Consider the following 23866-nt stretch of genomic DNA (forward strand, 5'->3'; position numbering starts at 1 on the left):
ATATCCGGTTAATCAAAAGTATTAAAAAGTTGGCAGAGTGGTTGAATGGAAAAGTCGGAATGATGTAAGAAAATGGCTACAGATCAGATCCGGTTAAATCCAGAATCAACTCACCTGGTCTACGCCCCGCCGGACCGCCCTCTCTTCGGCTTCGCCGGGAAGAGCCTCCCCCATGTCTGCAATTCAACACCTCCTCCTATATTATTTATAAACCACTGTTAATCAATAAACAAACAATACTTAAATTGTTAGTTATTATTTTATATTTGATAAGTCTATAACCATTTTTAAAACAAAAAATTATGAAGAATTTCCAAAATTTTGGTTCAAAAGTATTGAACCGTGCCGATCTTAAAAACATTAAAGGAGCGGGTAGCGGCGAATCAGCCGTATGTGATAATGCCGGAAGATCCTGCAGCCGCTTTTGCTCAGCCGGTTTTTCAAATGGATATAGCTCATTTGTGGCTTGTGTTAGCTCCTATAACCCATGGCCAGGTTCGCCATTAAATGAATGGGGAGTTGTTTGCGGCAGTTACAATTAATCAAACTTCGTAACGCTTACTTTGCTGTATAACCGGGTAAGCGTTACTTCTTATTGCCCCACACCTGGTACCAGCCGTTTGTAGCCACCTTATTACGCGTTATTATAGTTTAAAAATACCCCATCTATACTTCCCCGCTAATAAACTTTGTCAGAATAAAAAAAACCTCTACTTTTGTCCACGCCTTAAAACATTTACTATCGTATACTAATGCCCGTTCAACAACAACCGGAATCCATATTCAATCAGCTCGATGCCTTTGGCCACAAAAAAGTTGTATTCTGCAGCGATCCGGACACGGGTTTAAAAGCCATTATAGCTATTCATGATACCACGCTGGGCCCGGCCTTTGGCAGTACCCGCATGTGGAGCTACAGAACCGAGGCCGATGCTTTGAACGATGTATTACGCCTTTCAAAAAGCATGACCTACAAATGCGCCATCGCAGGTTTAAATATGGGCGGCGGTTATTCTGTTATTATAGGTGATTCGCGTAAAGATAAAACCGAAGCATTGATGCGTAAGTTTGGCCGTTTTATAAAAAACCTGAACGGCGAATTTATTACATCTGAAGATGTGGGCACCAGTCCGCGTGATATGGAGTACATCCGTATGGAAACCGAGCATGTTACCGGTATACCGGAAAGCTTAGGTGGTAGCGGCGATCCATCACCGGTAGCCGCGCAAGGTGTTTTTCAGGGCATCAAAGCCTGCGTAAAAGAGCAATTCGGCAGCGATAGCCTTACTGGGAAATCGGTTATAGTACAGGGCGTTGGCCATGTTGGCGAGCACCTGGTACGTTTGCTTCGCGATGAAAATGTAAAAGTTTATGTGAGCGATATCCAGGAAGAACGCATTGGCCAGATAGCCAAAAGATATGGCGCCGAAGCAGTATCTAATAACAGTATATTTGATATCGATGCCGACATTTATGCACCATGCGCTTTGGGCGGTACCGTTAATACACAAACTATCAATAAACTTAAATGTAGTATTATAGCAGGCTCGGCCAACAACCAGCTGCTTGATGAAGCCGAACACGGGGCTATGCTTTTAGAGAAAGGGATATTATTCGCGCCCGATTATGTGATCAACGCTGGTGGTATCATCAATTGCTATTCGGAGTTGATGAGTTTCAGCAAAAAACGCACTTTGCAGCTTACCGAAAACATTTACGAGGTAACGCGCACCATTTTAAAACTTTCTAAATCAGAAAAAATCTCTACCGTTAAGGCAGCCAATAAAATTGCCGAAAAACGGATGGAGGATATTAAAAAAGTAAAATCGTCTTATTAAATTAACCATCTGCCAGCTGGCAGATCAAATCGTTCTTACACATGTTAAACAGAAGGCACCTCCGGGTAAAAGTATTACAGGCATTATACGCGTATCATCAGTCAGATACCAAGGACATCAAGCTATACGAAAAAAATATGCTGCACGGCATCGACCAGGTATTTGAAATGTACATCTGGATGCTGTCGCTGATTTCGGAAGTGGCTAATTACGCGGCTAACGACGCGGAAGAACGCGCCAACAAACATTTACCAACTGCCGAAGACCTGAATGCCAATCGTAAAATATTGGAAAACAGGTTTATCGTTACCCTTAACGATAACCGCGATTACCTCATCGCGCTGAAAAAATATAAAGTAGAGTGGCACTTTGAGCCCGAACTGGCCAAAACGCTGTTCACCACGCTTAAAAATTCGCCGGAATATGCCGAATACCTGGCTAAAACCGATGATACCATCCATACCGATAAAGACATCATCAAATTCATTTTCAAAAAAGTGATCCTGAAATCGTCATTAGCCGAACAGGTTTTTGAAGACAAGTTTATCTTCTGGCCGGTTGACCGCGACGTTTTACAGGCTCTGATAGCTAAAACTTTTAAGAATTTTGCCTCGGAAGACGCCAAGCAGAACCACCTGGCCGAAATTACCGGCAACTGGATAGAAGACCGTGAATTTGTAGTAAATCTTTTTGAACAAAGCATCCGGTTTGATAAACCTTACCAGGAGCTCATTGCCGCCAAAACTCAAAACTGGGAGCCCGAGCGTATTGCCATGATGGATACCCTGTTGATGAAAATGGCTATTACCGAGTTTGTTAACTTCACTTCCATCCCGGTTAAGGTAACTATTAACGAGTATCTGGAGATCTCTAAAGAGTTCAGTACACCTAAAAGTAATTCATTTATAAACGGTATCTTAGACAAGATTTTGATTGACCTGAAAGGGGAGAACAAAATCAAAAAAATAGGACGAGGACTAATAGAATAATATTTTAACCGATGAAACGATTATTTTTAAGCTTATTAACCGCAGGCGTATTATTATCGGCCTGTAACCAAACACCCGCCAATGGCGCGGCATCAAGCACTGCCGATAGTTCTGCAACTAAAACACCTGCAGCAACTACAGCAAACGCCGCTACCGCCCCTGTCATGAAGTTTGAAAAAGAAAGTCATGATTTTGGCAAGATCAAACAAGGCGATAAAGTTAGTTACGATTTTAAATTCACTAACGATGGCAAATCGCCGCTGATTATTACAGACGCGGTTGCCAGCTGCGGTTGTACTACGCCCGAGTGGCCTAAAACCCCGGTTAAACCAGGCGAAAGCGGCTTAATTAAGGTGGTATTTAACAGTGCCGGTAAAACAGGTTTACAGGACAAACAAATAACCATTACCGCCAATACCGTACCGGCACAAACTATGGTACACCTTATTGGTGAGGTATTAACAAAATAACAATTAATTAAAAAAATGATAGCTACTATTTTATTACAAGCACCAGCAGGTGGTTCCGGAGGTTTTGGTATGTTGATACCAATGGTATTGATCATCGTGGTGTTTTACTTCTTCATGATCCGTCCGCAGGTTAAAAAGCAAAAAGATCAAAAGAAATATGTTGAGGAACTAAAAAAAGGAGATAAGGTAGTTACTACTGCCGGTATCCACGGCCGTATCATTGATTTGAACGAGACCACCTTTTTAGTTGAGGTAGAGAACGGCAAGATCCGTTTTGACAAATCGGCTATCTCGTTAGATGCTTCAAAAGCATTAAACACTCCTCCGGTAGCTGTAAAAAGCTAAGGCTTTTTGTTGATAAAAGACCAATGGAGCAAAGACAAAGGACTGAAAGTTCTTTGCCGCTATAAAAGATAAAAGGGCGAAAGATAATTGGTATTTTACCTCTATCCTTTCGCCTTTATCCTTTCAGCTTAAATAATCTTTTGTCTTTTTATCTTTGATCCTTAATCTAAAAGAATGGCAATAGTAAAATTATCGGCTACAGAACGAAGGCGCTTATCGGCATTTTTTACCTGCCTGGTGCTGGCCGTTGTGGCCTGGTTGTTTACTACGCTCTCTACCCCCCAGCCGTACACCATACAGGAAGTTCTTACCTATAAAAACGCTCCGCAGAAACGCGCTTTTCATTCCCTGCAGCCCGATACCGTGAATGCTACCGTACAGGGCACCGGCTGGCAAATGCTTTTTTCGAGCATGAATAAAGAAAGCAAGCCCATTACTATTGATCTTTCGACACTGGAGAACCGCAACTATGTAGTACTTAATTCACAGCTCAAACAGATTAACCTGAATAAAGATATCACGCAGCAGATCATTTCCATCGATCCGGATACGCTATACTTCGATTTCTCGAACCGCTTAGTAAAAAAAGTACCGGTACAACTGATGCTGGGTATCAAATACCGCAAACAATTTGCCGTATCGGGTAATATGATCATTAAACCGGCATACATCACCGTGAGCGGCCCTACCGAACGTTTAAAACAAATAAACCTCTGGAAAACAGATTCGCTGCAGATGAGTGATGTGGGCGAAACCGTGAATACCCGTGTAAACCTGCAAGCGGTTAAGGAAGGGAACTTAAATGTATACCCAAAAACGGTACAGGTGATCATCCCGGTTGATGAGTTTACCGAAAAAACGCTCGATCTGCCTGTTAAACTTATCAATAACCATAATTACGATAATGTTAAGGTGTTTCCGCAACGAGTTAAGGTAACGTTCACCACATCGTTAAACAGGTATCGCGACATGACCGAGGACCTGTTTGAAGCCACTGCCGATCTTGACCTCTGGCGCGATCACGGCTACACCACCCTCCCCGTAAAACTGACCCGGGTACCCCCATTTTGCAAAATTGTAAAGGTGAGCCCTGCTAATATTGATTTTATTATTAAGAAATAAGGTTTTGTCTGAACCATGATTAAAGGATTTTAGGATTACCATGATCTTTAATCCCAAAATCCTTTAATCATGAAAATCATGGTTCAGACAAAATCCCTTATCTTTGCTCCCCAAATGCTCAAAATAGGTTTAACAGGTAATATAGGTAGCGGCAAAACTACGGTGGCCAAAGTTTTTGAACTTTTGGGCATACCCGTTTTTTATGCCGACGATGAGGCTAAAAAAGTAATGGTGACCGATGCTATACTGATTGCTGCACTGAAACAAACCTTTGGCCCGGAATCATACTTTGAAGATGGCAGCCTGAACCGTAAATATATTGCCGGTATAGTTTTTAATAACGAGGCCGAACTCAAAAAACTGAACGCGTTGGTACATCCGGCAACTTTCAGGACTTTTGATAACTGGATACTGCATATTAAGGATGCACCCTATGTGATCAAAGAAGCAGCCCTGTTGTTTGAAAGCGACTCCTATAAAATGTGCGACCGCAGCTTACTGGTATCTGCCCCGCTGGAAAACCGTATAGCACGCGTTATACAGCGCGACCATATTACCCGTACCGAAGTGGAAAGCCGCGAGGCCCGCCAATTTACCGAAGAAAAAAAGAAACAACTGGCCAATGATATAATTATCAATGACGATAGGCAACTGGTGATCCCGCAGGTGCTGGCTTTGCACGAGCAATACTTGGCCCTCGCCGCACAGCAGGAAAAAGGATAGAAGGAACAATGATTTTTAGAACAAAGACAAAACAAAATCCTTGCTCCATAAATCCTTGCTCCTAATTTAAGCTTCCATATAAATGATAATTGACGATTTTGTACAGATAGATGAAAAGGGATTGTATTGCAAATACGGTGATTTTTATCTGGATCCTAAATTACCCGCCAAAATAGCGGTGATAACCCACGGCCATGCCGATCATGCCGTAAGCGGCAACCACGATGTTTATTGTACCCGGGCCACAGCAAACATTATGCAGCTGCGGTATGATCGTACCGCGGCTAAGGTGTTTAATATAGTAGATTTTAACCAGCCTTTTACCCTTGGCAGGATAACCATTACGCTGATACCAGCCGGCCATATGCTGGGCTCGGCACAGGTACTGATGGAATACGAAGGAACACGCTACCTGTACACCGGCGATTATAAGCTACAGGCCGATGATACCTGCGAACCTATTGAATGGGTAACCACCGATGTACTGATCACCGAAAGCACCTTTGCCGACCCTGAAGTGATACACCCCGATCCGGTTGCCGAGATACAAAAGATCAATGCTATCAAAACCAATATTCTGCTGGGTGCTTATGGTTTGGGTAAAAGTCAGCGGCTTATTAACTTGATCAGCACCTATGCGCCGCAGAAAAAGATACTGGTACACCACCGTATTATGCCCATCAATGCTATTTATCAAAAAATGGGTGTTGTACTGGGGCCGCATCAAATTTATGGTCGTAAGTTGATGAAGGTACAGAATGAATTTGTTTATATCGTACCACCGTTTACGTTTGATAGCTATATCAGGGCTACTGGTGTAACCCGGCTTTTTGCCTCGGGCTGGAAAAACCTGCAGGTTAACCAGCGCGATACCCTCTTTATATCCGACCATGTGGACTGGAACGATATCCTGGAAACCATAACCCGCACCCAACCCCAGCAAATATGGACACTCCACGGCGATGGCCGCCACCTGAAAGCACATTTTAACAACGATATTTTTGTAAAACTGCTTTAAAGCTTGTCTTATAATTACCAATTTTTTTAGTAAATTTGTCTAAGCAATAGTCCTAACGCTCTTTTCCAGAGGCGACTTATTGTTGAGCTAAGCATAAATATGATCAAAAAGGGGTAATATTTATTTCAAACTATTAACTATCAATCAATTAATACTTTTTAAACTTTTCAAAACGCGTCAAAATCGTGTTGAAGTTTGTTAAAAAGTGTTAAAATCGTTTTTTTTCGAACATTTTTGAACCGTTTATACCCCGTTTTGAGCCAAAAAGTGTTAAAATTTAAGGTTTAAAAAGTTTTATCGCGGCAGCAAATGTTAAATATGGTATGGCTTATTAATGGGCTGCGCCAAACAGTTTAAATAAATGCTACAGGAAGGAATAGATTATTACATCAATGAGGACGGCAATTTTGTTTTCACAAAAGAGTACCACTTAAAGCGGGGTTACTGCTGTAAAAATAAATGCCTGCATTGCCCCTGGAATTACGGTAAACCGGAAGGGTCTGATCCTCAAAATGAAATAAATAAAAACGGGATGTAATGAAACACCCGCAGCTTACGTATAGGCTTAGCTCAAATTAAGAATTAATTAAACATATTTGCATCTCATTGATTGTTACCAATTATGCGCATTGACGACGAAATACAAAGTACAAATTTTGAAGATAATTATCATAAAGCAGCCATTAATATTGCCTATACAGCAGGCTGGTTAAGCAACTACTTTAGAATATATTTTGATAAATATAATATTACACAGCAGCAATTCAACATCCTCAGGATACTAAGGGGCCAATACCCTAAACCAGCTACTATTAACCTGCTGAAAGAACGTATGGTTGATAAGATGTCTGACGCGTCGCGTATAGTTGATCGCCTGATCCAAAAAGAATTGGTTTCGCGCTGTACCAATAATAAAGACAGGCGTGCTGTTGACATTCGCATCACTGAGATGGGCTTACAAATATTATCAAAAATGGATAATGAATTTAAAGCCAAGGACATTCTGAAAGGTAACCTGAGCGAAGAAGACGCAGCCGTGCTTAGTGATCTTTTGGATAAGCTGAGAGGGTAAAAGATTAAGCCCTTTAGGTGTCATCCTGAGCGAAGCGAAGGATCTATTCGTAAACTTTGCATACACTAAAACAGATTCTTCGCTTCGCTCAGAATGACAAATGTTAATTAATAGTTAGTCGCTATATTTAAAAATGACCTCTTATTTTACCCGCAATCTCTGCATCATACAACGACCTTAACTGCTGATGCGCCTCTGCTGATAAATGGGGTAGTTTTACCGCTTCCACATTACTGTTTACCTGTATTACTTTAGATGCACCGGGTGTTACAGTGGTAACCTCCGGATGATCCAATATCCAACGAATGGCCCATTGCGGCATCCGGTCATCGGGAAGCAAGCTTTTTATTTTATCGGATAGTTTTACACCTTCGCTAAATTCAATACCCGAGAATGTTTCACCGGCGTTAAAAGCTTCGCCATTGGCATTATAATTACGGTGATCGTTTTGGGCAAACTGCGTTTGCGCGGTGAATTTACCCGATAACAAACCACTGGCTAATGGTACGCGCACGATGATAGCCACGCCCTTTTCGGCTGCTTTGGCAAACAACTCATCGGCCACGTGTTGCCTGAATAGGTTAAAGATAATCTGTAACGACGCTAAACCCTCCTGCTCCAGACAGATCAGTGCTTCCTCGGATGTTTCGACACTGGCGCCAAAATGCATGATGAGCCCCTGTTCCTGCAATTGACGCAGATGATCAAACACTTTTCCCGAACGCAGTTCTTCTGTAGGGATGCAATGCAGCTGCTCCAGGAATATGCGGGGAATATCCAGGTGGCGCAGCGAATCTTCTACCTGACGTTTCATCATATCATAAGTGAAATTCTGCGGCCAGCCGTTTGGTTCGTCACCACGCCGCCCCAGCTTGGTTGCTACATACACTTTATGATCAACCAATTTTAAAAACTTACCAATTACGGTTTCACTCACACCCATGCCGTATACATCGGCCGTATCCAGAAAATTGCCGCCGGCATCGGTATAAGCTTTTAGTATATTGATGGCTTCATATTCGTTCACATTGCCCCAGTCGGCGCTGCCCAATTGCCAGGTGCCTAATCCAACTTCGGCAATGGCTGTGCCTTTAAAATCTCTGTAGTTCATGGTATAGATTGCTATGCTGTAAAATTACAAAGCCGTTCTGATAAACAAAACGGCTTTATAAATAGTATTATCGAAACGTTCTTTAATTTATGCTTTAAATGCCGCGCTCTCCTGCTTCAATATATCCAATACTGATGGCGTAACCCGGCCAAAGAAGGATACTCCCGAAGCTCCATTTTTTAAAGCATATTGAATACCGGAGCGCACTTCTTCATCATTATTAAAATCAGAAAGATACAGACCGGCGTACAGTGGAAACTTACCATCGAGTACATGGATACCTTCTGCAACGGCATCACCTATCCAGCTTACGCTTTCTTTATAAAAGCCGTGATATATCATCGGGCAAACGCCATCGAGCTTAAAATTTGTCCAGTCTTGCCGCACATTACGGCGTGCCACTTCCGGCGTTGGGAAAACAGCCGCCGTGATTGGTTTTTTATGCTGATGGGCCACTGCCGATATCGCATTCACCACCCTGATGATATTACCATACCTGAACAAGCGCCAGGACAGACTGGCATCGGGATATTGAATAGCTTTAATATCATTGCCGTATTGCTCTTTGAATTTGGCCTGGCAAACTTCGCAATAGCAAAAATCGTATTCGGGTAGTTCTTTGGTTTGTTCAATTTTGTATTTATCCCACAGGTTTACAGGGAGTATCACATCACAATAACGCACATAATCCAGGTGGATGCCATCAACATAATCCTTGGTCAATATCTCGTTAACGGTACTGGTTAAATACTCCTGAACCTCGGGGCGCGAAGGGCAAAGCCAGCGATAATACTGTACATATGGCGGTTTATCGGCACAGGAATCACCGTTACGGCTTTTGCTGTACCATTCCGGATGATCAGCCACTCTTTCGGCACGGTTAAAAGTCCATATCCAGCGATGAGCCTCGATACCCGCGGCTTTCGCGGCACGGAAGTGTCTTTCGCTGTCGTTCTCAAAAAATATCCCGGTAATGCCTGCTGCTTTGTAGGCCGCGTAATTGGTTTTCAGATCCTCGTCCGTATCCTTTAGGTTAGGATTGATCCAGATCCAATTTTTCATGGCCTTTTTCTTATTGACAGCAACAGGTTCTTTTGCCTGGCTTTTTACAGGTAATTGAGATGCGACGGTAGCTACTAAACCGGCTTTTAAAAATTCGCGCTTGTTCATGGCGTTTGGTGATTGGTGGTTAAAGGTTCAACAAATCCATCCTGATTAATGGTATAAGTTATTTTATTTTCCTCATCGGTAATTAAAGCCATAAACTGGTGTTTAGTAGCTTCGAGTTGTAAGTTATTAAATTTTTTTAAAATGTTATAACTACTTTCCAATCCCAATTCTTTTAATGATTGCGCATAACTATGGTTTTGCCTTTGCCACTCTTTTTGCTTGTAATAAACCAGCCATAGATATTGTTTTTGCAGTTCGGTGTAGGGCATTTCAAATACCACATCATCGGCCTGATGATCACTGAACAGCAGGTATCCCCAGCGTTCGGGGTAATGCATATTGATTAAACCCTGGGCCGACCATACCCAGTTATGCTCGGGCAGGTCACGGCCCGAAGTGGCATCTTTTACCTTCACGTATTGGCCATTCCGGATGTTTGTATCATACTCAACCCGCGAAAAATTGATCCGCCATAGCGTTCCATTTTGTGGCACTACTCTTCTGAAACCCGGGTTAAGCGCTTTATAGGGAATGGCCATTTCAACCGTCCAGCCCTGGTCTGTGTCACTCGCGTCATTGAGTGTACCACGTATTTTTACAGCCGTACGCAAACCCGGGGCATCCCAACCCGATATGGCGGCACCACGATTACGGTATGGTTTTGACAAGAATAAGTCGAAAATAGTATTCAGCGCATTAACCTCTATTTCGTAATACTGATGCCCGGTATTCAAGGGGTCAACAAACAGCTCAAAATCGTTATCCATGAAAATCACCTCATCGTGCTTTTTGAGTTTGGCCCACACATGCGGATCATACAAGCGGGCAGCTATGTACAGGCAGCTATCATCCCAAAGCATTTTCACATTGGTTTGCAATGGTGGTTTGGGTTTCAGGTTGCCTTCAATATCTACAAAATCGTTTGTCCATTTGGCTTGTTGCCATATGGGCTCATCAACATCCCCATCAATTACCGGGGCCTTTGCGGTATGTTTTACAACATAACCCTCCGGAACGGTAAACAGGCTTTCATAGCCTTTAAAAACATCCTGGGCCTTAAGCTGCCAGGGCATCAGCATCACAAAAACAGTAAAAGCCATCATTTTACGACGGCTTTTAAATAAGTTGAAGTTAACGATATGGGTTTCCATTAACTGCCCAGTTCTAATATACGGTCAAATTCTTCGCGCTTTAAACCCATTACCGAAAGACGGCCCTGCCTAACCAGGCCCACATCTTTTAGTTGTTCATCGGCCTTAATGGTTTCCAGGGTTACCGGGTTCTTCAAGGTTTCAACCGGCGACAGATCAACCACCACCCAGTTAGGGTCTGAAGTAGTAGGATCCTGGTAAAACTCTTTCACCACTTTGGCTATACCTACTACAGCCTTGCCATCGTTACTATGATAAAACAATACCAGGTCGCCTTCTTTCATCAATCGTAAATTATTACGTGCCTGATAATTACGCACACCATCCCAAAAAGTACGTCCATCTTTATTAAACTTTTCCCAACTGTATTTTACGGGTTCCGATTTGACTAACCAGTATTGCATAGATATTTTTGAATTATATGTTTTGTACCTGTAAAGATGTTAAAATACACCGATAAACTAAAACAGCGTTTTGTAAAAACATGGAAGCGCAAGAAATTTGAATGGTAGCATACATTAGATAAATTATTGCTTAAATTTGATACATGACAAAATCTATAGTATTACTATTGTTACTTTCTGTTTCAACAATTTGTTACTCACAAAGTCTTTATACGGCTTTGCATATGAATGATAGCCGCGAATATAAATTTGGGAAACCAAAGCAGATCATTGAGGAAAACACCTTTTATTCGCCCAGCCATACGGAGACAGCAAAAAATATAAAAGTATTTGATGTCGCCGGAATGCTATTGACCGAGGAACGGTACACCCAGGATGGGATACTCACAGCCAAACTCACCTATATCAATGATACCACCAGGCACCTTAAACGCTCACGGATATTTGAAAGATGGTTAAAATATGGCCGCGGCAAGGAAATCGCCAGTAATCAATACGATGAGCACGGCTTTCTGACAGGGACCATCGATAGTACCGCAAATGGAAAGATCATTGATGTTGTAAAAATAGTTAATAACAGCAAAGGCGATCCTACGGAATTGGTTCTTTTTGATGCCAATAATAACCCAACCGGAAAAGAGACAGCTGAATATAATTATGATAAAAACACGGTGGTTATCTCTGTATTCAAAAATGATGGGACTAAAGTTACTTCCGACACATCAAAGATTCGTTTTGATGTGATTACCTCTAGTGAGGACAAAAGCAATTACAATCAATACAATGATGTTCTTAGCTCTAGTACAAAAAATTTAAATGGCTCGGTAAATCTTTACGAATTCGAATACCGGTACGATAAAACCGGTAATTGGATTGAACAAAAAATATATAAAACTACGCTAAAACCCAATGGTAAAAAGGAAAGGCAACTCGACAGACTTTTCAAAAGAGAAATTACTTACAGGTAAAAGCAGGTAGCAAAAGAGCAAATTTCATTAGCATAAAAAACTCCAACAAAAAACCCCGGGACAGGTGTCTCGGGGTTTTAGCTTTATAATTGGTTAATTTGGTTATTGTCCGGGTACAGTATAAAAAAATCTTTCATACACAATTTTACCATCTTTCACTTCATATACGCATATCTCCTGCATATTAACCCTACCCATTCCCTTAAAGGTGATGTCCATCTCCATGGTAACGGCAAAAAAGTTTCCGGTTACTATCGGGTCAGAAATGGTGCCGCCATGTATTTCTTCCACGGATTCATGCCATTGTTTTGATTTTTCCAATACAGCTTCTTTGCCCCTTGTAAATTCCTGATACCCGCCTTCCTGCTCCTGGCTCACTATATCATCGGCATAAAGCTCATTCATGGCCTCAAAATTTTTACCCTCGCGGCAAAACTGTACTAATGCATTAGCTACTTCCTGTGTGTTCATAATTGGATGTTTTTAATTGGTGGTTCCTGATGTTAAAGTTATTAATATTCTATGCAAAACCACAAACCACCATTTTAACTTTAAGTTACCTTTTGCTAAATTTTAGATTGTCAATAATTTGTTACATCCATCATTATGCTGATGATTAAATTATTATAAAGTATTTTAGCACAGAACAATCCGGGTTATTCATCATTTTACCTTTATCATGAATCCAAACTACACTCCACGACTAAAGTTCCTGCTTACTATTTTCAGTTGCCTGATCCTGACAAGCCAGGTAAAGGCACAAACGCCAACCGATGACCCTCATTTGGGGATCATTCCCGCGCCTGCTTCTATAACTAAATCCCAGGGCACTTTTGTGTTCAGCCAGTTAACACAGATCAAGGCAGACAATATCAAAGACAGAAACGTCGCTTTCCTGAAAGATTTCCTGCTGAATAGCCGGCACTTCAATAACAAGCTATCTAAATACAACCCTAAGGTAAAATCAACCAAAGGCACCACGCTCGTACTAACCGCTAAAGGATCAGCAGCGCTGCCTAAAGAAGGCTATAAACTAACCATTACCCCGCACCGCATAATCATTATTGGTAAAGATGCCGGCATGTTTTACGGCATTCAAACACTGATGCAGTTATTCCCGGTAGAAACTTCGGGTACCGAAAAATTCAACTGTGTGACTATTGAAGACAGCCCCAGATTTGGCTACCGGGGTATGATGCTGGATGTATCGCGTCACTTTTTTACTGTGCCACAAGTAAAAAAGGTGATCGAACTGATGGCCGCTTATAAGCTAAATAATTTTCATTGGCATCTGGTGGATGGCCAGGGCTGGCGTATCGAGATCAAAAAATATCCCAAGTTAACCCAGGTAGGTGCATACAGGCTGCAAACATCCTTTGGCAGTAATCGCGACTGGCCCGATTCATTATCATATGGCGGTTTTTATACCCAGGATGATATCCGTGATGTGGTGAAATTCGCGGCACAGCGTTATATCAACGTAATTCCTGAAATTGAAATGCCCGCGCATTCCGAGGCTGCTTTACGTGCCTATCCCGAACTCAGATGCGAGTCGCCTGCTGATAGCAAGATCCCGGCTCGCGACATCAACAATATTTACTGCCCTACCGAAGAAACTTTTACTTTCCTGGAGAATGTGCTGACCGAGGTGATGGCACTTTTTCCAAGCAAATATATCCACATTGGTGGCGACGAGGCTGGCAAACAGCCCTGGAAAGAATCGGCTTTTTGCCAGGCACTGATCAAGGAAAAAGGCCTGAAGGATGAGCACGAACTGCAAAGCTATTTTATACAACGCATCGAAAAGTTCCTGAATTCCAAAGGCCGCAGTATTATTGGCTGGGATGAGATACTGGAAGGCGGTCTGGCCCCAAACGCTACCGTAATGAGCTGGACGGGTGAGGCCGGAGGTATCGCCGCAGCCCATCAAAAACACAATGTGATCATGACACCGCAAACAACCGGCAACTACTTTGATCATTACCAAAGCGGATCGCCACAGGAGCCAGTTTCGTTTGGCCGTTATGCGGCCCTGGACGAAACTTATAATTACGATCCCGTATCCAAAGAATTAACAGCCGATGAACAAAAATATGTGATAGGCACACAGGGCAACCTGTGGACGGAGTATGTACCTACCGTGGCCAAATTGCAATACCAGATATTGCCACGATTGTTTGCCCTTTCAGAAGTAGCCTGGAGCCTGCCTAAAAATAAAGACTATACCAATTTTTCGGAAGTACGACTGGCCAAACATTTCGCACGCTTAGAGGCCATGCATTACAATTACCGTGTACCTACAGCCCTGCCTGTTATCGATACCATGGTTTTTGGTGATAAGTTTACCTTCGCCCCCAAATCTGTAGTACCCGGAGCCCGGATCTTCATTACCTATAACGGCCGCGATCCACTGGATACCGATTGGGAATACTCTTCGCCCGTAACTATTATAGTACCGCCCAATGAAAAGCGTGAGTTTAAAACGCGCGTAATCACACCAACCGGTCGCCGTAGTATAGCTACCCGAATATTGATGTATAACCGGGCACTGATGCCTGCGGCAAACTATACCGCCAATAAACCCGGCCTAAGCTATAAACTCATCAAAAGTAAATTTACCACACCCGAGCAGCTGGATTATGCCAGTGCTCCGGATTCGGCCGTTACGGATCGTTTAAACGCCGAAACTTTCAAAAAAGATAACCCCAATTTTGGCGCGGTGTACAGCGGCTATATCAACATCCCTGCCGATGGTGCCTACAATTTCAGCACAGCATCATACACCGATACCCAGGTATTTATTGATGGTGAAAAAATAACCGAAAGTGAGCCTGCCCTTCTATTGGCAAAAGGTTTCCACATTATTAAAGTAAAATATATTTACAACGCACCTGCAGTTGTACCGGGAGCATACCGGGTTAGGCAAACTCCGCTGCGTGTTTTTATAGCAGCACCGGGCTCAGCTGGCAAAAAAGAAATTATGCCGGGTATGTTGTTTAATTAATTTCGTTCGATAAAAAAAGCGGTGCATTATTGAATAATGCACCGCTTTTTTTATAACCTTTATTTTAGCTTGCTTAAATTTTGCAGATATAAATTCACAGCGGCATCATCCAACAAAATTTCTTTGCTCATTAAATATTCAGTTGTAGAATATATATTAGCAAATCCATTAGATCCGCTAAAGGTAGTCGGTTTTACAATTACGGATACTAATTTCCAGCCGTCCTGGTTCATTCTTAAAATTAAGGTATTGGGGAAAACAACTTTATATTTTTCTTTGTAATCGATCATGACGGCGGTCTTTATGCTATCGGGATAAAGCTTGTCATAGTTAGGATATTGCACTACACAATACCGCTCATCAAAAGAACTATAGATAGTTAATTTATGGGCTTGAGCAAACGCTCCCATGGTCGTAAAGCCAAGGAGCAGGACAAATAAATGCTTTTTCATGATTTAGGTAGATTATGGTTTGGTAAAATGGCTTTTCTAAAGGATCAACTCGCTTAGGGGGCTTTTCGTTTGACGATATAAAAAGCTAAAGGATTAATACTATTGAAATGTCTTGATAAATCCATTTTATATTATATGTTTGTACATTATAACATATTTAATTATCCCGTTAAATTTTAACTATTTGCATCATAATGAAAAGACGACAATCCGGTATAAAAAGCTTCTGCCTTATCACTATTCTGTTTTTACTGAGCAACGTGGCTACAGGTGTTTATGGTCAAAAAGCTCAACCTGCTTTTACCTCCATAACCCTGCAGCCTACGGTGGCTTATGTAAAGTATCATGGCGAAAACAGACGTATGGCGCGCCTGCTTTTCAGAAATGGCAAAAGTTATCATGCAGGCAGCTTGTCGGTTTCATTTAATGGGCATTCAGATCATATCAGCATACCGGCCAGCACCACCGGATTGGATGTTTTTGAGGTACCCCTGCCTGGCCCTGCTATAAAAATCGCTACCCAGGCTACTGTTACCCTAACCTATGGCGGTCAAACCTATCCGGCCCGTTGTATTGTTGAACCGGCTCGTGATAACTGGACGGTTTATGTGCTGCCGCACTCACATGTTGACATTGGCTATACCAACACACAGGCCAAGGTGCTTAAATTGCATATGGACAACATTGATGAGTCTATCAACCTGGCCGAAAAAACACAGAACTATCCTGTCGAGGCCCGTTATAAATGGACAACCGAAGCTATATGGGTAGTGGATAATTACCTGAAACAAGCCAGCACCGAAAAGAAGGCTCGCTTTTGGAATGCCGTAAAAAAGGGCTGGATCAACCTGGATGGAGCCTACGGCAATATCAATACCAGCATGACCGATTCCCGTCAACTGATGCAGATGTTTGCAAAATCGCAAAAACTGGCACGCGAGCAGGGCATCGAGATCCATACCATGTTCCAGGGTGATGTACCGGGAGCTTCATGGGGATTAGCAGCTCAGGCCGAGCAAACCGGTATCCACTACTTTTTATCAGGTCCTAACGCGTCTGACCGGATCGGCAACCTGGCCAAATGGCAGGATAAGCCTTTTTACTGGTTATCGCCATCGGGCAAACAAAAACTGCTGTTCTGGCAATGCCAGCCCTACTCTATTGGTTATCAGCTCAAAGGCGATAAAACTCCTAACTTTTTTACTATTGATGATCCTAAACCTTATTATACCGGTCACCCCGAAGAAAACTTCCTGAACCCCTACCTTTTCCAATACCTGGGCGGCCTGGAGCAGAATAATTTTCCGTATAACATGACCATACTCACCTGGGCCATGAGCGATAATGCCCCCATCGACCCGGAACTGCCGGATGCTGTAAAAGCATGGAACGAGCATTATACTTCGCCCAAATTGGTGATCACTTCGGTAAAACAGTTTTTTAACGACCTGGAAAAACAGTACAAAAATGATATCCCTTCTTTTACAGGCGATTACACCGAATACTGGACCGACGGTGTGTCATCGGCAGCACGCGAAACCGCTTTGAGCCGTGTAACATCCGACAGGTTGAAGCAAACCGGGGCCATCTGGGCCATTCGTAACAAAGCGGTCTATCCTGCTGACGCTTTTGACGATACCTGGAAAAACCTTTTGCTGTACAACGAACATACCTGGGGAGCCTATAACAGCGTAGGCGAACCCGATAACGAAAAGGTAAAAAGTGAATGGAACTTAAAACAAGGCTATGCACTGCGTGCCGATAAACAAGTAGATTCACTGATGACCGAAGCCTTAAAACCTGCTGCAACACCAACTAACGCCATCGATATATACAACACTACTAACTGGCTTCGCACAGACGTAGTTTACGTACCCGCCAGCCTCAGCAAAACCGGCGACCTAGTTAAAGATGCCACAGGTAAAAAGATCCCATCCCAACGCTTAAGCAGTGGTGAACTGGCTTTTGTAGCGAATGATGTACCGGCGCTGGGTAAAAGCATATATACCGTTAATGCGGGTAAAGCATTCAGCAATGGCAAAGCTAAGATCACCGGCAATAGTTTAAGCAATGGCATTTATACCGTTGCCGTGGATGCCACAAGCGGAAATATTATTAAACTTAATAAAGGCACAACCGGTCGTAACTATGTTGCCGCTGATTCTGCCGGACTAAACCAATATATGTATATGCCGGGCGATTCATTAAAGAAACTCGTAAGCAGCTCCAATACCCACATTAGCATCAAAGAAAATGGGCCGCTGGTAGTAAGCATGCTCATTACTTCGGATGCACCCGGCACCCAGGGTATCCTCCGCGAAGTAAGATTGGTAAGCGGTTTAGATCAGGTAGAACTCATCAATACGATAGATAAAACAGCTATCAGGCGCAAGGAGAGCGTGCATTTTGCATTTCCTTTCAATGTACCGGGAGCACAGGTTCGTTACAGCATTCCATGGGGCAGCGCCCGTGCCGAGGCCGATCAGCTACCTTATGCCAACCACAACTGGTTTACCATGCAGCGCTGGGTTGATGTATCTAACAGCGCTTACGGCATTACTTGGTCGAGCCCTGACGCGCCTTTATTTGAGATAGGTAATATTACTACCGGCAACTTGCTGGGTGGTTTACATCATGCACCGCAATGGCTTTCGTTCACCCCGCAATCACCGGTATTGTATTCCTGGGTGATGAATAATTTGTGGCATACCAATTTCCGCGCGGATCAGGAAGGCAAGGCCACTTTCCACTATTTCATACAAGCCCATGAAGGCGATTTTAACAGCTTTAAAGCCAATCAAACCGGGTTGGACAATCATCAACCCCTGGTTGTATCTACTACCACTGGCGCGCCGGAAAAAGGCCTGTTCTTTAAGATCGGCGGCGATAATATCTACGTAGAAGCCATCAAACCAACTGATGATGGTTTAGGCGTAATAGCCCAACTGGTAAACAGCGGCGATATCGATATTGAAGCAGCTATCACCCCGAATACAGTACCCGCTATTAAAGTTTGGGAAAGTAATTTGATGGAGGAAAAGCTGAAAGAATTAGGTAATCGTTTTACGATCCCGGCTAAAGGCGTAATAAGTGTAAGGGTAGATAAGTGATCATACCTGCAAGTGACATCAATTAGCAACAATAGTGTTGAACCAGCTATAAGTTAAAATTGAGCTGGTCATATTTATACAAAAAGTGGGTTTACATGTAAACCCACTTTTTGACGATAAAATATATTTAATTATTTGATTATCAATTAAATAAACAAATGTAAACCATAAAAAGTGTAAACCATGTAAACCCACTTTTTGGTTAATTCTGTCCATCTCATCCCAAACTATACATCAATCCGTAACTGAGTATCCGGATAGATCAAATAAAAAAGAGGCTGATCATGATGATGATCAGCCTCTTTTTTTATAGCAAAATCTCTGGTGTTATTTATGTTTTGATCCCATATAGTAAGTGATCTCGCCACCATTCATAATATCGGCGTGACTGATGAAAAGACTGTTAAGTACTTTACCGTTCAACTCCATTTTTTGCACGTATACATTTTTAGGGCTTTGATTTTTAACGTTGATGGTAAATGTTTTACCATTATCCAAATTGATCACCGCACCATTCACAGCCGGGCTACCGGTTGAATACTGATCAGAACCCGGCGCTACCGGGTAAAAACCCAGTGAGCTGAAGATGTACCAGGCGCTCATCTGGCCGGTGTCATCATTACCGCCTAAACCATCTGGTGTTGGTTTGTACATGCGTGGCAGTATCATCCGGATGCGCTCCTGCGTTTTCCAGGGCTTGTCTGTCCAGTTGTATAAATAAGCTACATGGTGCGACGGCTCGTTACCATGTACGTAGTTACCGATGATACCGTCGCGGGTAATGTCCTCTGTTTCGGCAAAATATTTATCGGGCAAATTCATGGTGAACAACGAATCGAGGTAACCGACAAAGCGTTTATTACCACCCATCAGCTTGATCAAGCCTTCCGGATCCTGCGGAGCAAACAGCGTATAATTCCAGGAGTTGCCTTCAATAAAACCTTCGTTGATGGTGCTCAAAGCGTCAAACTTTTGGCGGAAGGTGCCATCAGCCAGTTTAGGACGCATGAAACCCGATTTTGGATCATACACATTCTTATAGTTCTGTGAGCGTTTGATAAACTCCTCGTAAATATCATTACGGTTCAGCTTTTTGGCCATCTGCGCGATAGCCCAGTCGTCAAAAGCGTACTCCAGGGTTGAAGATACCGATACGCCGCTTTTTTCATCCGGAATATAGCCTCTGTCCATATACTCCCCTATTCCCTCATAATTGCGGTGACGGGCAGTAGCCACGCAGGCATCCAGTGCCTTGTTGGCATCAAACGGAGCATTACCCTTTACAACAGCATCAGCAAGTACTGTTACGCTGTGGTAGCCGCTCATGCACCAGTTTTCGTTGCCTGAGTTTGACCATATAGGCAGCATCCTTTCCGGACTTTGATCAAAGTGCGCCATCATAGATTGTACCATATCCGCATTGCGCTTAGGATCAATAATATTGAACAGCGGGTGCAAAGCACGGTAGGTATCCCACATAGAGAAGGTGGTGTAGTTGGTAAAACCATCCGCCTTATGCACATTCTTATCAAGCCCTTCGTACTGACCGTCCGCATCCATATAAATGGTTGGGTTAATCATGGCGTGGTACATGGAGGTATAAAAGTTTTCTTTAGTCTCTTTGCTGCCTTGGATCACAATTTTGTGCAGTTCCTGCTCCCATTGTTGCTGTCCATCGTTTTTTACCTTATCAAAATTCCAGCCTGGTAGTTCGGTACGCATGTTATTGAGCGCTCCATCCGTACTTACCGGCGATATAGCAAATTTGATCTTGATCTTTTCACCTTCTTCGGTTTTAAAATCAAAGTAGCTCCTGATCTGACGACCAGCTATTTCGGGGAAGTTTTTGGTTTGATTGAACTTACCCCAGAAACCTCCGTAAACTTCGCGTTTATCATATTTCTTGAAACCATGCTGAAAGAACGGTTTAGAGAAACTCATGGCAAAATACAGCGAACGGGTACGCGCCCAGCCATTGGTTTGGCGATAACCTACTACGGTAGAGTCGTTCAATACCTTGAGGTAGGTCCACACATTTTTGTCAGGGTAATTATAGATGCCCGCCATCAGGTCAAGAATAATGTGCGATTGATCTGATTTGGGGAAAGTATATTGATGAAAGCCCACCCTAGTGGTGGTGGTCATCTCGGCAATAATGTTGCTGGCATCCAGCTTTACTTTGTAATAATTAGCCTCGGTAACTTCGTTCTGATGCGAAAAAGCAGAGCGGTAGCCGCTTCCTGGTTTATCCGCAGTACCCGGATTCAATTTTAGCGGCCCAACAGTAGGCATGATCAGGAAATCGCCCAGATCGGAGTGCCCTGTACCACTAAAATGGGTATGACTAAAACCTACAATGGTTTTATCATCATACTGATAACCGGCGCAGTATTTATACACATCTGGGTTATAGTGACCGTTAAGCTCATAGCTGGCCGTATCCGTTTCGGGACTTAGCTGCACCATACCAAAAGGCACGGTAGCTCCGGGATAAGTATGCCCCATACGTTGCGTACCTATAATGGGGTTAACGTATTGTACCAGTTTTTCTGCCGGATGTGTTTGCGCACTGGCTATAGAAGCCGTACCCAATAAAAAAGCAGTGAATAAATGTTTCATGTTATATAATTAGTTTTTCTCTGACAGAGAAAATGGAAAATCTTTGTCTTGCGTACCCCGGTTTTTGTTTGGCGTTGCTCCCATACCCACATTAATCACCGCGCCCTGCATCAATGCTTTATGACTCAACCAATTTGGGTTATACGTTTTACCATTAACAGTAAAAGTTTGTACATAACGGTTCTGTGCACTATTAGTAGGTGCATTGATCACTACCTGCTTACCGTTCTCCAGTGTCAGGGTTAATTTTTTGAATAATGGCGCACCTAATACATATTGGTCGCTGGCAGGGCAAACCGGGTAAAAGCCCATAGCCGAGAACACATACCACGCCGATGTTTGACCATTATCTTCATCACCGCAATAACCATCAGGCGTAGCTTTGTACATACGGTTCATGGTTTCGCGTGCCCAGTACTGGGTTTTCCAGGGTTCACCGGCATAGTTATATAGGTATATCATATGCTGTATTGGCTGATTACCATGCGCGTACTGGCCCATATTGGCTATCTGCATTTCACGGATCTCGTGGATCACGCCACCGTAATAGCTATCGTCAAATATCGGTGGCATGGTAAATACCGAATCCAGTTTGGTTACAAATTTTTGTTTGCCACCCATCAGGTTTATCAATCCCTGGATATCATGAAAAACACTCCAGCTGTAATGCCAGCTGTTACCTTCGGTAAAGGCATCGCCCCATTTGAACGGGTTAAATGGTGTTTCAAAAGATCCGTCTTTATTTTTGCCACGCATTAAGCCTGTAGCAGGGTCAAACAGGTTACGATAGTTTTGGCTGCGTTTTTTGTAGATGGCAATTTCAGATTCTGGTTTGCCTATAGCTTTTCCTAATTGATAAATCGCAAAATCATCATATGCATATTCAAGCGTACGGGCTGCGTTCTCATTGATCTTTACATCATACGGCACATAACCCAGCTCATTATAATATTTTACACCATAACGCCCTGTGGCTGATATCGGACCCTCGTTATTGGCACCGTGAACCAACGCGTCATACAAGGTGTTGATATCATACCCACGCAACCCTTTCAGATAGGCTTCGGCAACAACCGAGGCTGAATTATTACCCACCATAATATCGGCATAACCCGGGCTCGACCATTCGGGCAGCCAGCCGCCTTCTTTATAGTCATTGATCAAACCTTCCTGCATTTCTTTATTGATAGATGGATAAACCAGGTTTAGGAACGGATAAAGCGCCCTGAAAGTATCCCAAAAGCCGGTACCGCCAAATAAATAACCTGGCATTACCTTGCCATTGTAGGGGCTGTAATGTATTATCTTATTCTGTGCATCCAGTTCATATAATTTATTCGGAAAAAACAGCATGCGGTACATGCAGCTATAAAAAGTACGGGTTTGGTCGATGCTACCGCCCTCTACGTTAATCCGGCTCAGGGTTTTATTCCACACCGCTTTGGCTTTTTGGCAGGTGGCATCAAAATTATCGTTGGCCAGCTCGCGTTTCAGGTTAAGCTCTGCCTGCTCAAAGCTTACAAATGAGGAGGCTACTTTCAAGTGTACCTTTTCGCCTTTTGCTGTTTTAAAGCCGATGACCGCGCCGGAATGAGCGCTGCTGATCTCCAGTGAATCATGGGCAATGGTTTTATCATGCCATGCTTTAGCCAGTATAAAAGGCTTATCTACATAAATAACAAAATAGTTTTTAAAATTGGTCATTTTACCACGGGCATAGCGGGTACTGTAACCGATGATCTTTTGCTCCTTAGGCAATATTTTGATGTATGATGCCCGGTTAAAAGCATCAACAACGATGAATGAGCTGTCAGACTTAGGGAAAGTGAACCTGAACTGCGCGGCACGTTCGGTTGGAGTAATCTCTGTAGTCACATCAGCGTCGGCCAGGTAAACGCTATAATAGTAAGGTTTGGCCGTTTCTGATTTATGCGAAAACCAACTGGCACGATCGTCCTGATCAAAACGCAGCTTACCGGTAACCGGCATAATTACAAATTGCCCATAATCATTCATCCAGGGGCTTGGCTGGTGGGTTTGTTTAAAGCCGCGTATTTTATCGGCTGCATAAGTATATTGCCAGCCATCGCCCATCTTACCAGTTTGCGGTGTCCATGTGTTCATGCCCCATGGTAAGGCAATAGCCGGATAAGTGTTGCCATTAGACAGATCGGGCTTGGAATCGGTGCCCATCAAGGGATTGATGTAATCCACCGGATTACTGACCGTTCCGGTTTGCTGTGCATAAGTACTCACGCAAAGCGAAACCAAAATGGCGCTAAAAAGTGCTTTCATTAGTT

General features: G+C 43.1%; 21 protein-coding genes. 13 read left to right on the forward strand and 8 right to left on the reverse strand.

Features of this window, described 5'->3' with window-relative positions; genetic code table 11:
* Positions 1–302 precede the first annotated feature (302 nt).
* The 10 genes from FHW89_RS09380 to FHW89_RS09425 all read left to right on the forward strand — a co-directional run bounded on the left by FHW89_RS09380 (position 303) and on the right by FHW89_RS09425 (position 7577).
* Positions 303–542 (forward strand): hypothetical protein, encoded by a 240-nt coding sequence (locus FHW89_RS09380; protein ID WP_172334766.1) that lies wholly within the window; start codon positions 303–305, stop codon positions 540–542.
* A 210-nt stretch (positions 543–752) separates the two neighbouring features.
* A complete protein-coding gene (locus FHW89_RS09385) occupies positions 753–1838 on the forward strand; it encodes a Glu/Leu/Phe/Val dehydrogenase (protein WP_172334767.1) in 1086 nt (361 codons plus the stop codon).
* Between the two features lie 41 nt (positions 1839–1879).
* Positions 1880–2827, forward strand: coding sequence for a transcription antitermination protein NusB (locus tag FHW89_RS09390; RefSeq protein ID WP_172334768.1), 948 nt, complete (start codon positions 1880–1882; stop codon positions 2825–2827).
* A gap of 11 nt (positions 2828–2838) precedes the next feature.
* On the forward strand, positions 2839–3297 hold the full coding sequence (locus FHW89_RS09395) for a DUF1573 domain-containing protein (protein WP_172334769.1): 459 nt from the start codon (positions 2839–2841) through the stop codon (positions 3295–3297).
* A gap of 15 nt (positions 3298–3312) precedes the next feature.
* A complete protein-coding gene (gene yajC / locus FHW89_RS09400) occupies positions 3313–3642 on the forward strand; it encodes a preprotein translocase subunit YajC (protein WP_172334770.1) in 330 nt (109 codons plus the stop codon).
* Positions 3643–3816: 174 nt separating this feature from the next.
* Positions 3817–4764: a YbbR-like domain-containing protein gene (locus tag FHW89_RS09405; protein WP_172334771.1), complete on the forward strand. Its 948-nt coding sequence runs from the start codon at positions 3817–3819 to the stop codon at positions 4762–4764.
* A 78-nt stretch (positions 4765–4842) separates the two neighbouring features.
* Positions 4843–5487, forward strand: a complete 645-nt coding sequence (coaE, locus tag FHW89_RS09410) for a dephospho-CoA kinase (protein ID WP_253952202.1) — start codon at positions 4843–4845, stop codon at positions 5485–5487.
* 82 nt (positions 5488–5569) lie between these two features.
* Positions 5570–6505 carry an MBL fold metallo-hydrolase gene (locus FHW89_RS09415; protein ID WP_172334772.1) on the forward strand — a complete coding sequence of 312 codons (936 nt, stop codon included), beginning with the start codon at positions 5570–5572 and terminating at the stop codon, positions 6503–6505.
* A 361-nt stretch (positions 6506–6866) separates the two neighbouring features.
* Entirely contained in the window at positions 6867–7043 is a 177-nt protein-coding gene (locus FHW89_RS09420) for a DUF5522 domain-containing protein (protein ID WP_172334773.1), read from the forward strand.
* Positions 7044–7127: 84 nt separating this feature from the next.
* The gene (locus FHW89_RS09425; RefSeq protein ID WP_172334774.1) at positions 7128–7577 is read left to right on the forward strand and encodes a MarR family winged helix-turn-helix transcriptional regulator; all 450 of its coding nucleotides are present in this window, start codon (positions 7128–7130) and stop codon (positions 7575–7577) included.
* A 127-nt stretch (positions 7578–7704) separates the two neighbouring features.
* Here the strand turns inward: FHW89_RS09425 and FHW89_RS09430 are convergent, their stop codons facing one another.
* The 4 genes from FHW89_RS09430 to FHW89_RS09445 form a co-directional block, all read right to left on the reverse strand.
* Positions 7705–8688, reverse strand: coding sequence for an aldo/keto reductase (locus tag FHW89_RS09430; protein ID WP_172334775.1), 984 nt, complete (start codon positions 8686–8688; stop codon positions 7705–7707).
* 87 nt (positions 8689–8775) lie between these two features.
* Positions 8776–9858, reverse strand: coding sequence for a family 10 glycosylhydrolase (locus FHW89_RS09435; RefSeq protein ID WP_172334776.1), 1083 nt, complete (start codon positions 9856–9858; stop codon positions 8776–8778).
* Positions 9855–11009, reverse strand: a complete 1155-nt coding sequence (locus FHW89_RS09440; protein ID WP_172334777.1) for a carbohydrate-binding family 9-like protein — start codon at positions 11007–11009, stop codon at positions 9855–9857. The genes FHW89_RS09435 and FHW89_RS09440 overlap by 4 nt, the downstream gene beginning before the upstream one ends.
* Positions 11009–11413, reverse strand: coding sequence for an EVE domain-containing protein (locus FHW89_RS09445; protein ID WP_172334778.1), 405 nt, complete (start codon positions 11411–11413; stop codon positions 11009–11011). The genes FHW89_RS09440 and FHW89_RS09445 overlap by 1 nt, the downstream gene beginning before the upstream one ends.
* A gap of 143 nt (positions 11414–11556) precedes the next feature.
* On the opposite strand from FHW89_RS09445, the gene FHW89_RS09450 reads away from it, so the two are divergent.
* Positions 11557–12381: a hypothetical protein gene (locus tag FHW89_RS09450; RefSeq protein ID WP_172334779.1), complete on the forward strand. Its 825-nt coding sequence runs from the start codon at positions 11557–11559 to the stop codon at positions 12379–12381.
* Between the two features lie 102 nt (positions 12382–12483).
* Here FHW89_RS09450 and FHW89_RS09455 read toward each other — a convergent pair whose 3' ends face one another.
* Positions 12484–12852: a nuclear transport factor 2 family protein gene (locus FHW89_RS09455; RefSeq protein WP_172334780.1), complete on the reverse strand. Its 369-nt coding sequence runs from the start codon at positions 12850–12852 to the stop codon at positions 12484–12486.
* A 208-nt stretch (positions 12853–13060) separates the two neighbouring features.
* Between FHW89_RS09455 and FHW89_RS09460 the strand changes: the two genes are divergently transcribed.
* Positions 13061–15385 (forward strand): family 20 glycosylhydrolase, encoded by a 2325-nt coding sequence (locus FHW89_RS09460; protein WP_172334781.1) that lies wholly within the window; start codon positions 13061–13063, stop codon positions 15383–15385.
* A 59-nt stretch (positions 15386–15444) separates the two neighbouring features.
* On the opposite strand, the gene FHW89_RS09465 is transcribed toward FHW89_RS09460, so the two are convergent.
* Positions 15445–15837, reverse strand: a complete 393-nt coding sequence (locus FHW89_RS09465; RefSeq protein WP_172334782.1) for a hypothetical protein — start codon at positions 15835–15837, stop codon at positions 15445–15447.
* A gap of 194 nt (positions 15838–16031) precedes the next feature.
* On the opposite strand from FHW89_RS09465, the gene FHW89_RS09470 reads away from it, so the two are divergent.
* Positions 16032–18947, forward strand: a complete 2916-nt coding sequence (locus FHW89_RS09470; protein ID WP_172334783.1) for a glycoside hydrolase family 38 C-terminal domain-containing protein — start codon at positions 16032–16034, stop codon at positions 18945–18947.
* A 327-nt stretch (positions 18948–19274) separates the two neighbouring features.
* On the opposite strand, the gene FHW89_RS09475 is transcribed toward FHW89_RS09470, so the two are convergent.
* Together FHW89_RS09475 and FHW89_RS09480 are read right to left on the reverse strand one after the other, a co-directional pair.
* Positions 19275–21566, reverse strand: a complete 2292-nt coding sequence (locus FHW89_RS09475) for a GH92 family glycosyl hydrolase (RefSeq protein WP_172334784.1) — start codon at positions 21564–21566, stop codon at positions 19275–19277.
* Positions 21567–21575: 9 nt separating this feature from the next.
* Complete coding sequence (locus FHW89_RS09480) at positions 21576–23861, reverse strand: GH92 family glycosyl hydrolase (RefSeq protein WP_172334785.1); 2286 nt, start codon at positions 23859–23861, stop codon at positions 21576–21578.
* Between the last annotated feature and the right edge of the window lie 5 nt (positions 23862–23866).

Origin of the sequence: Mucilaginibacter sp. SG564, from assembly GCF_013149275.1 — a bacterium.
Lineage (GTDB): Bacteria > Bacteroidota > Bacteroidia > Sphingobacteriales > Sphingobacteriaceae > Mucilaginibacter.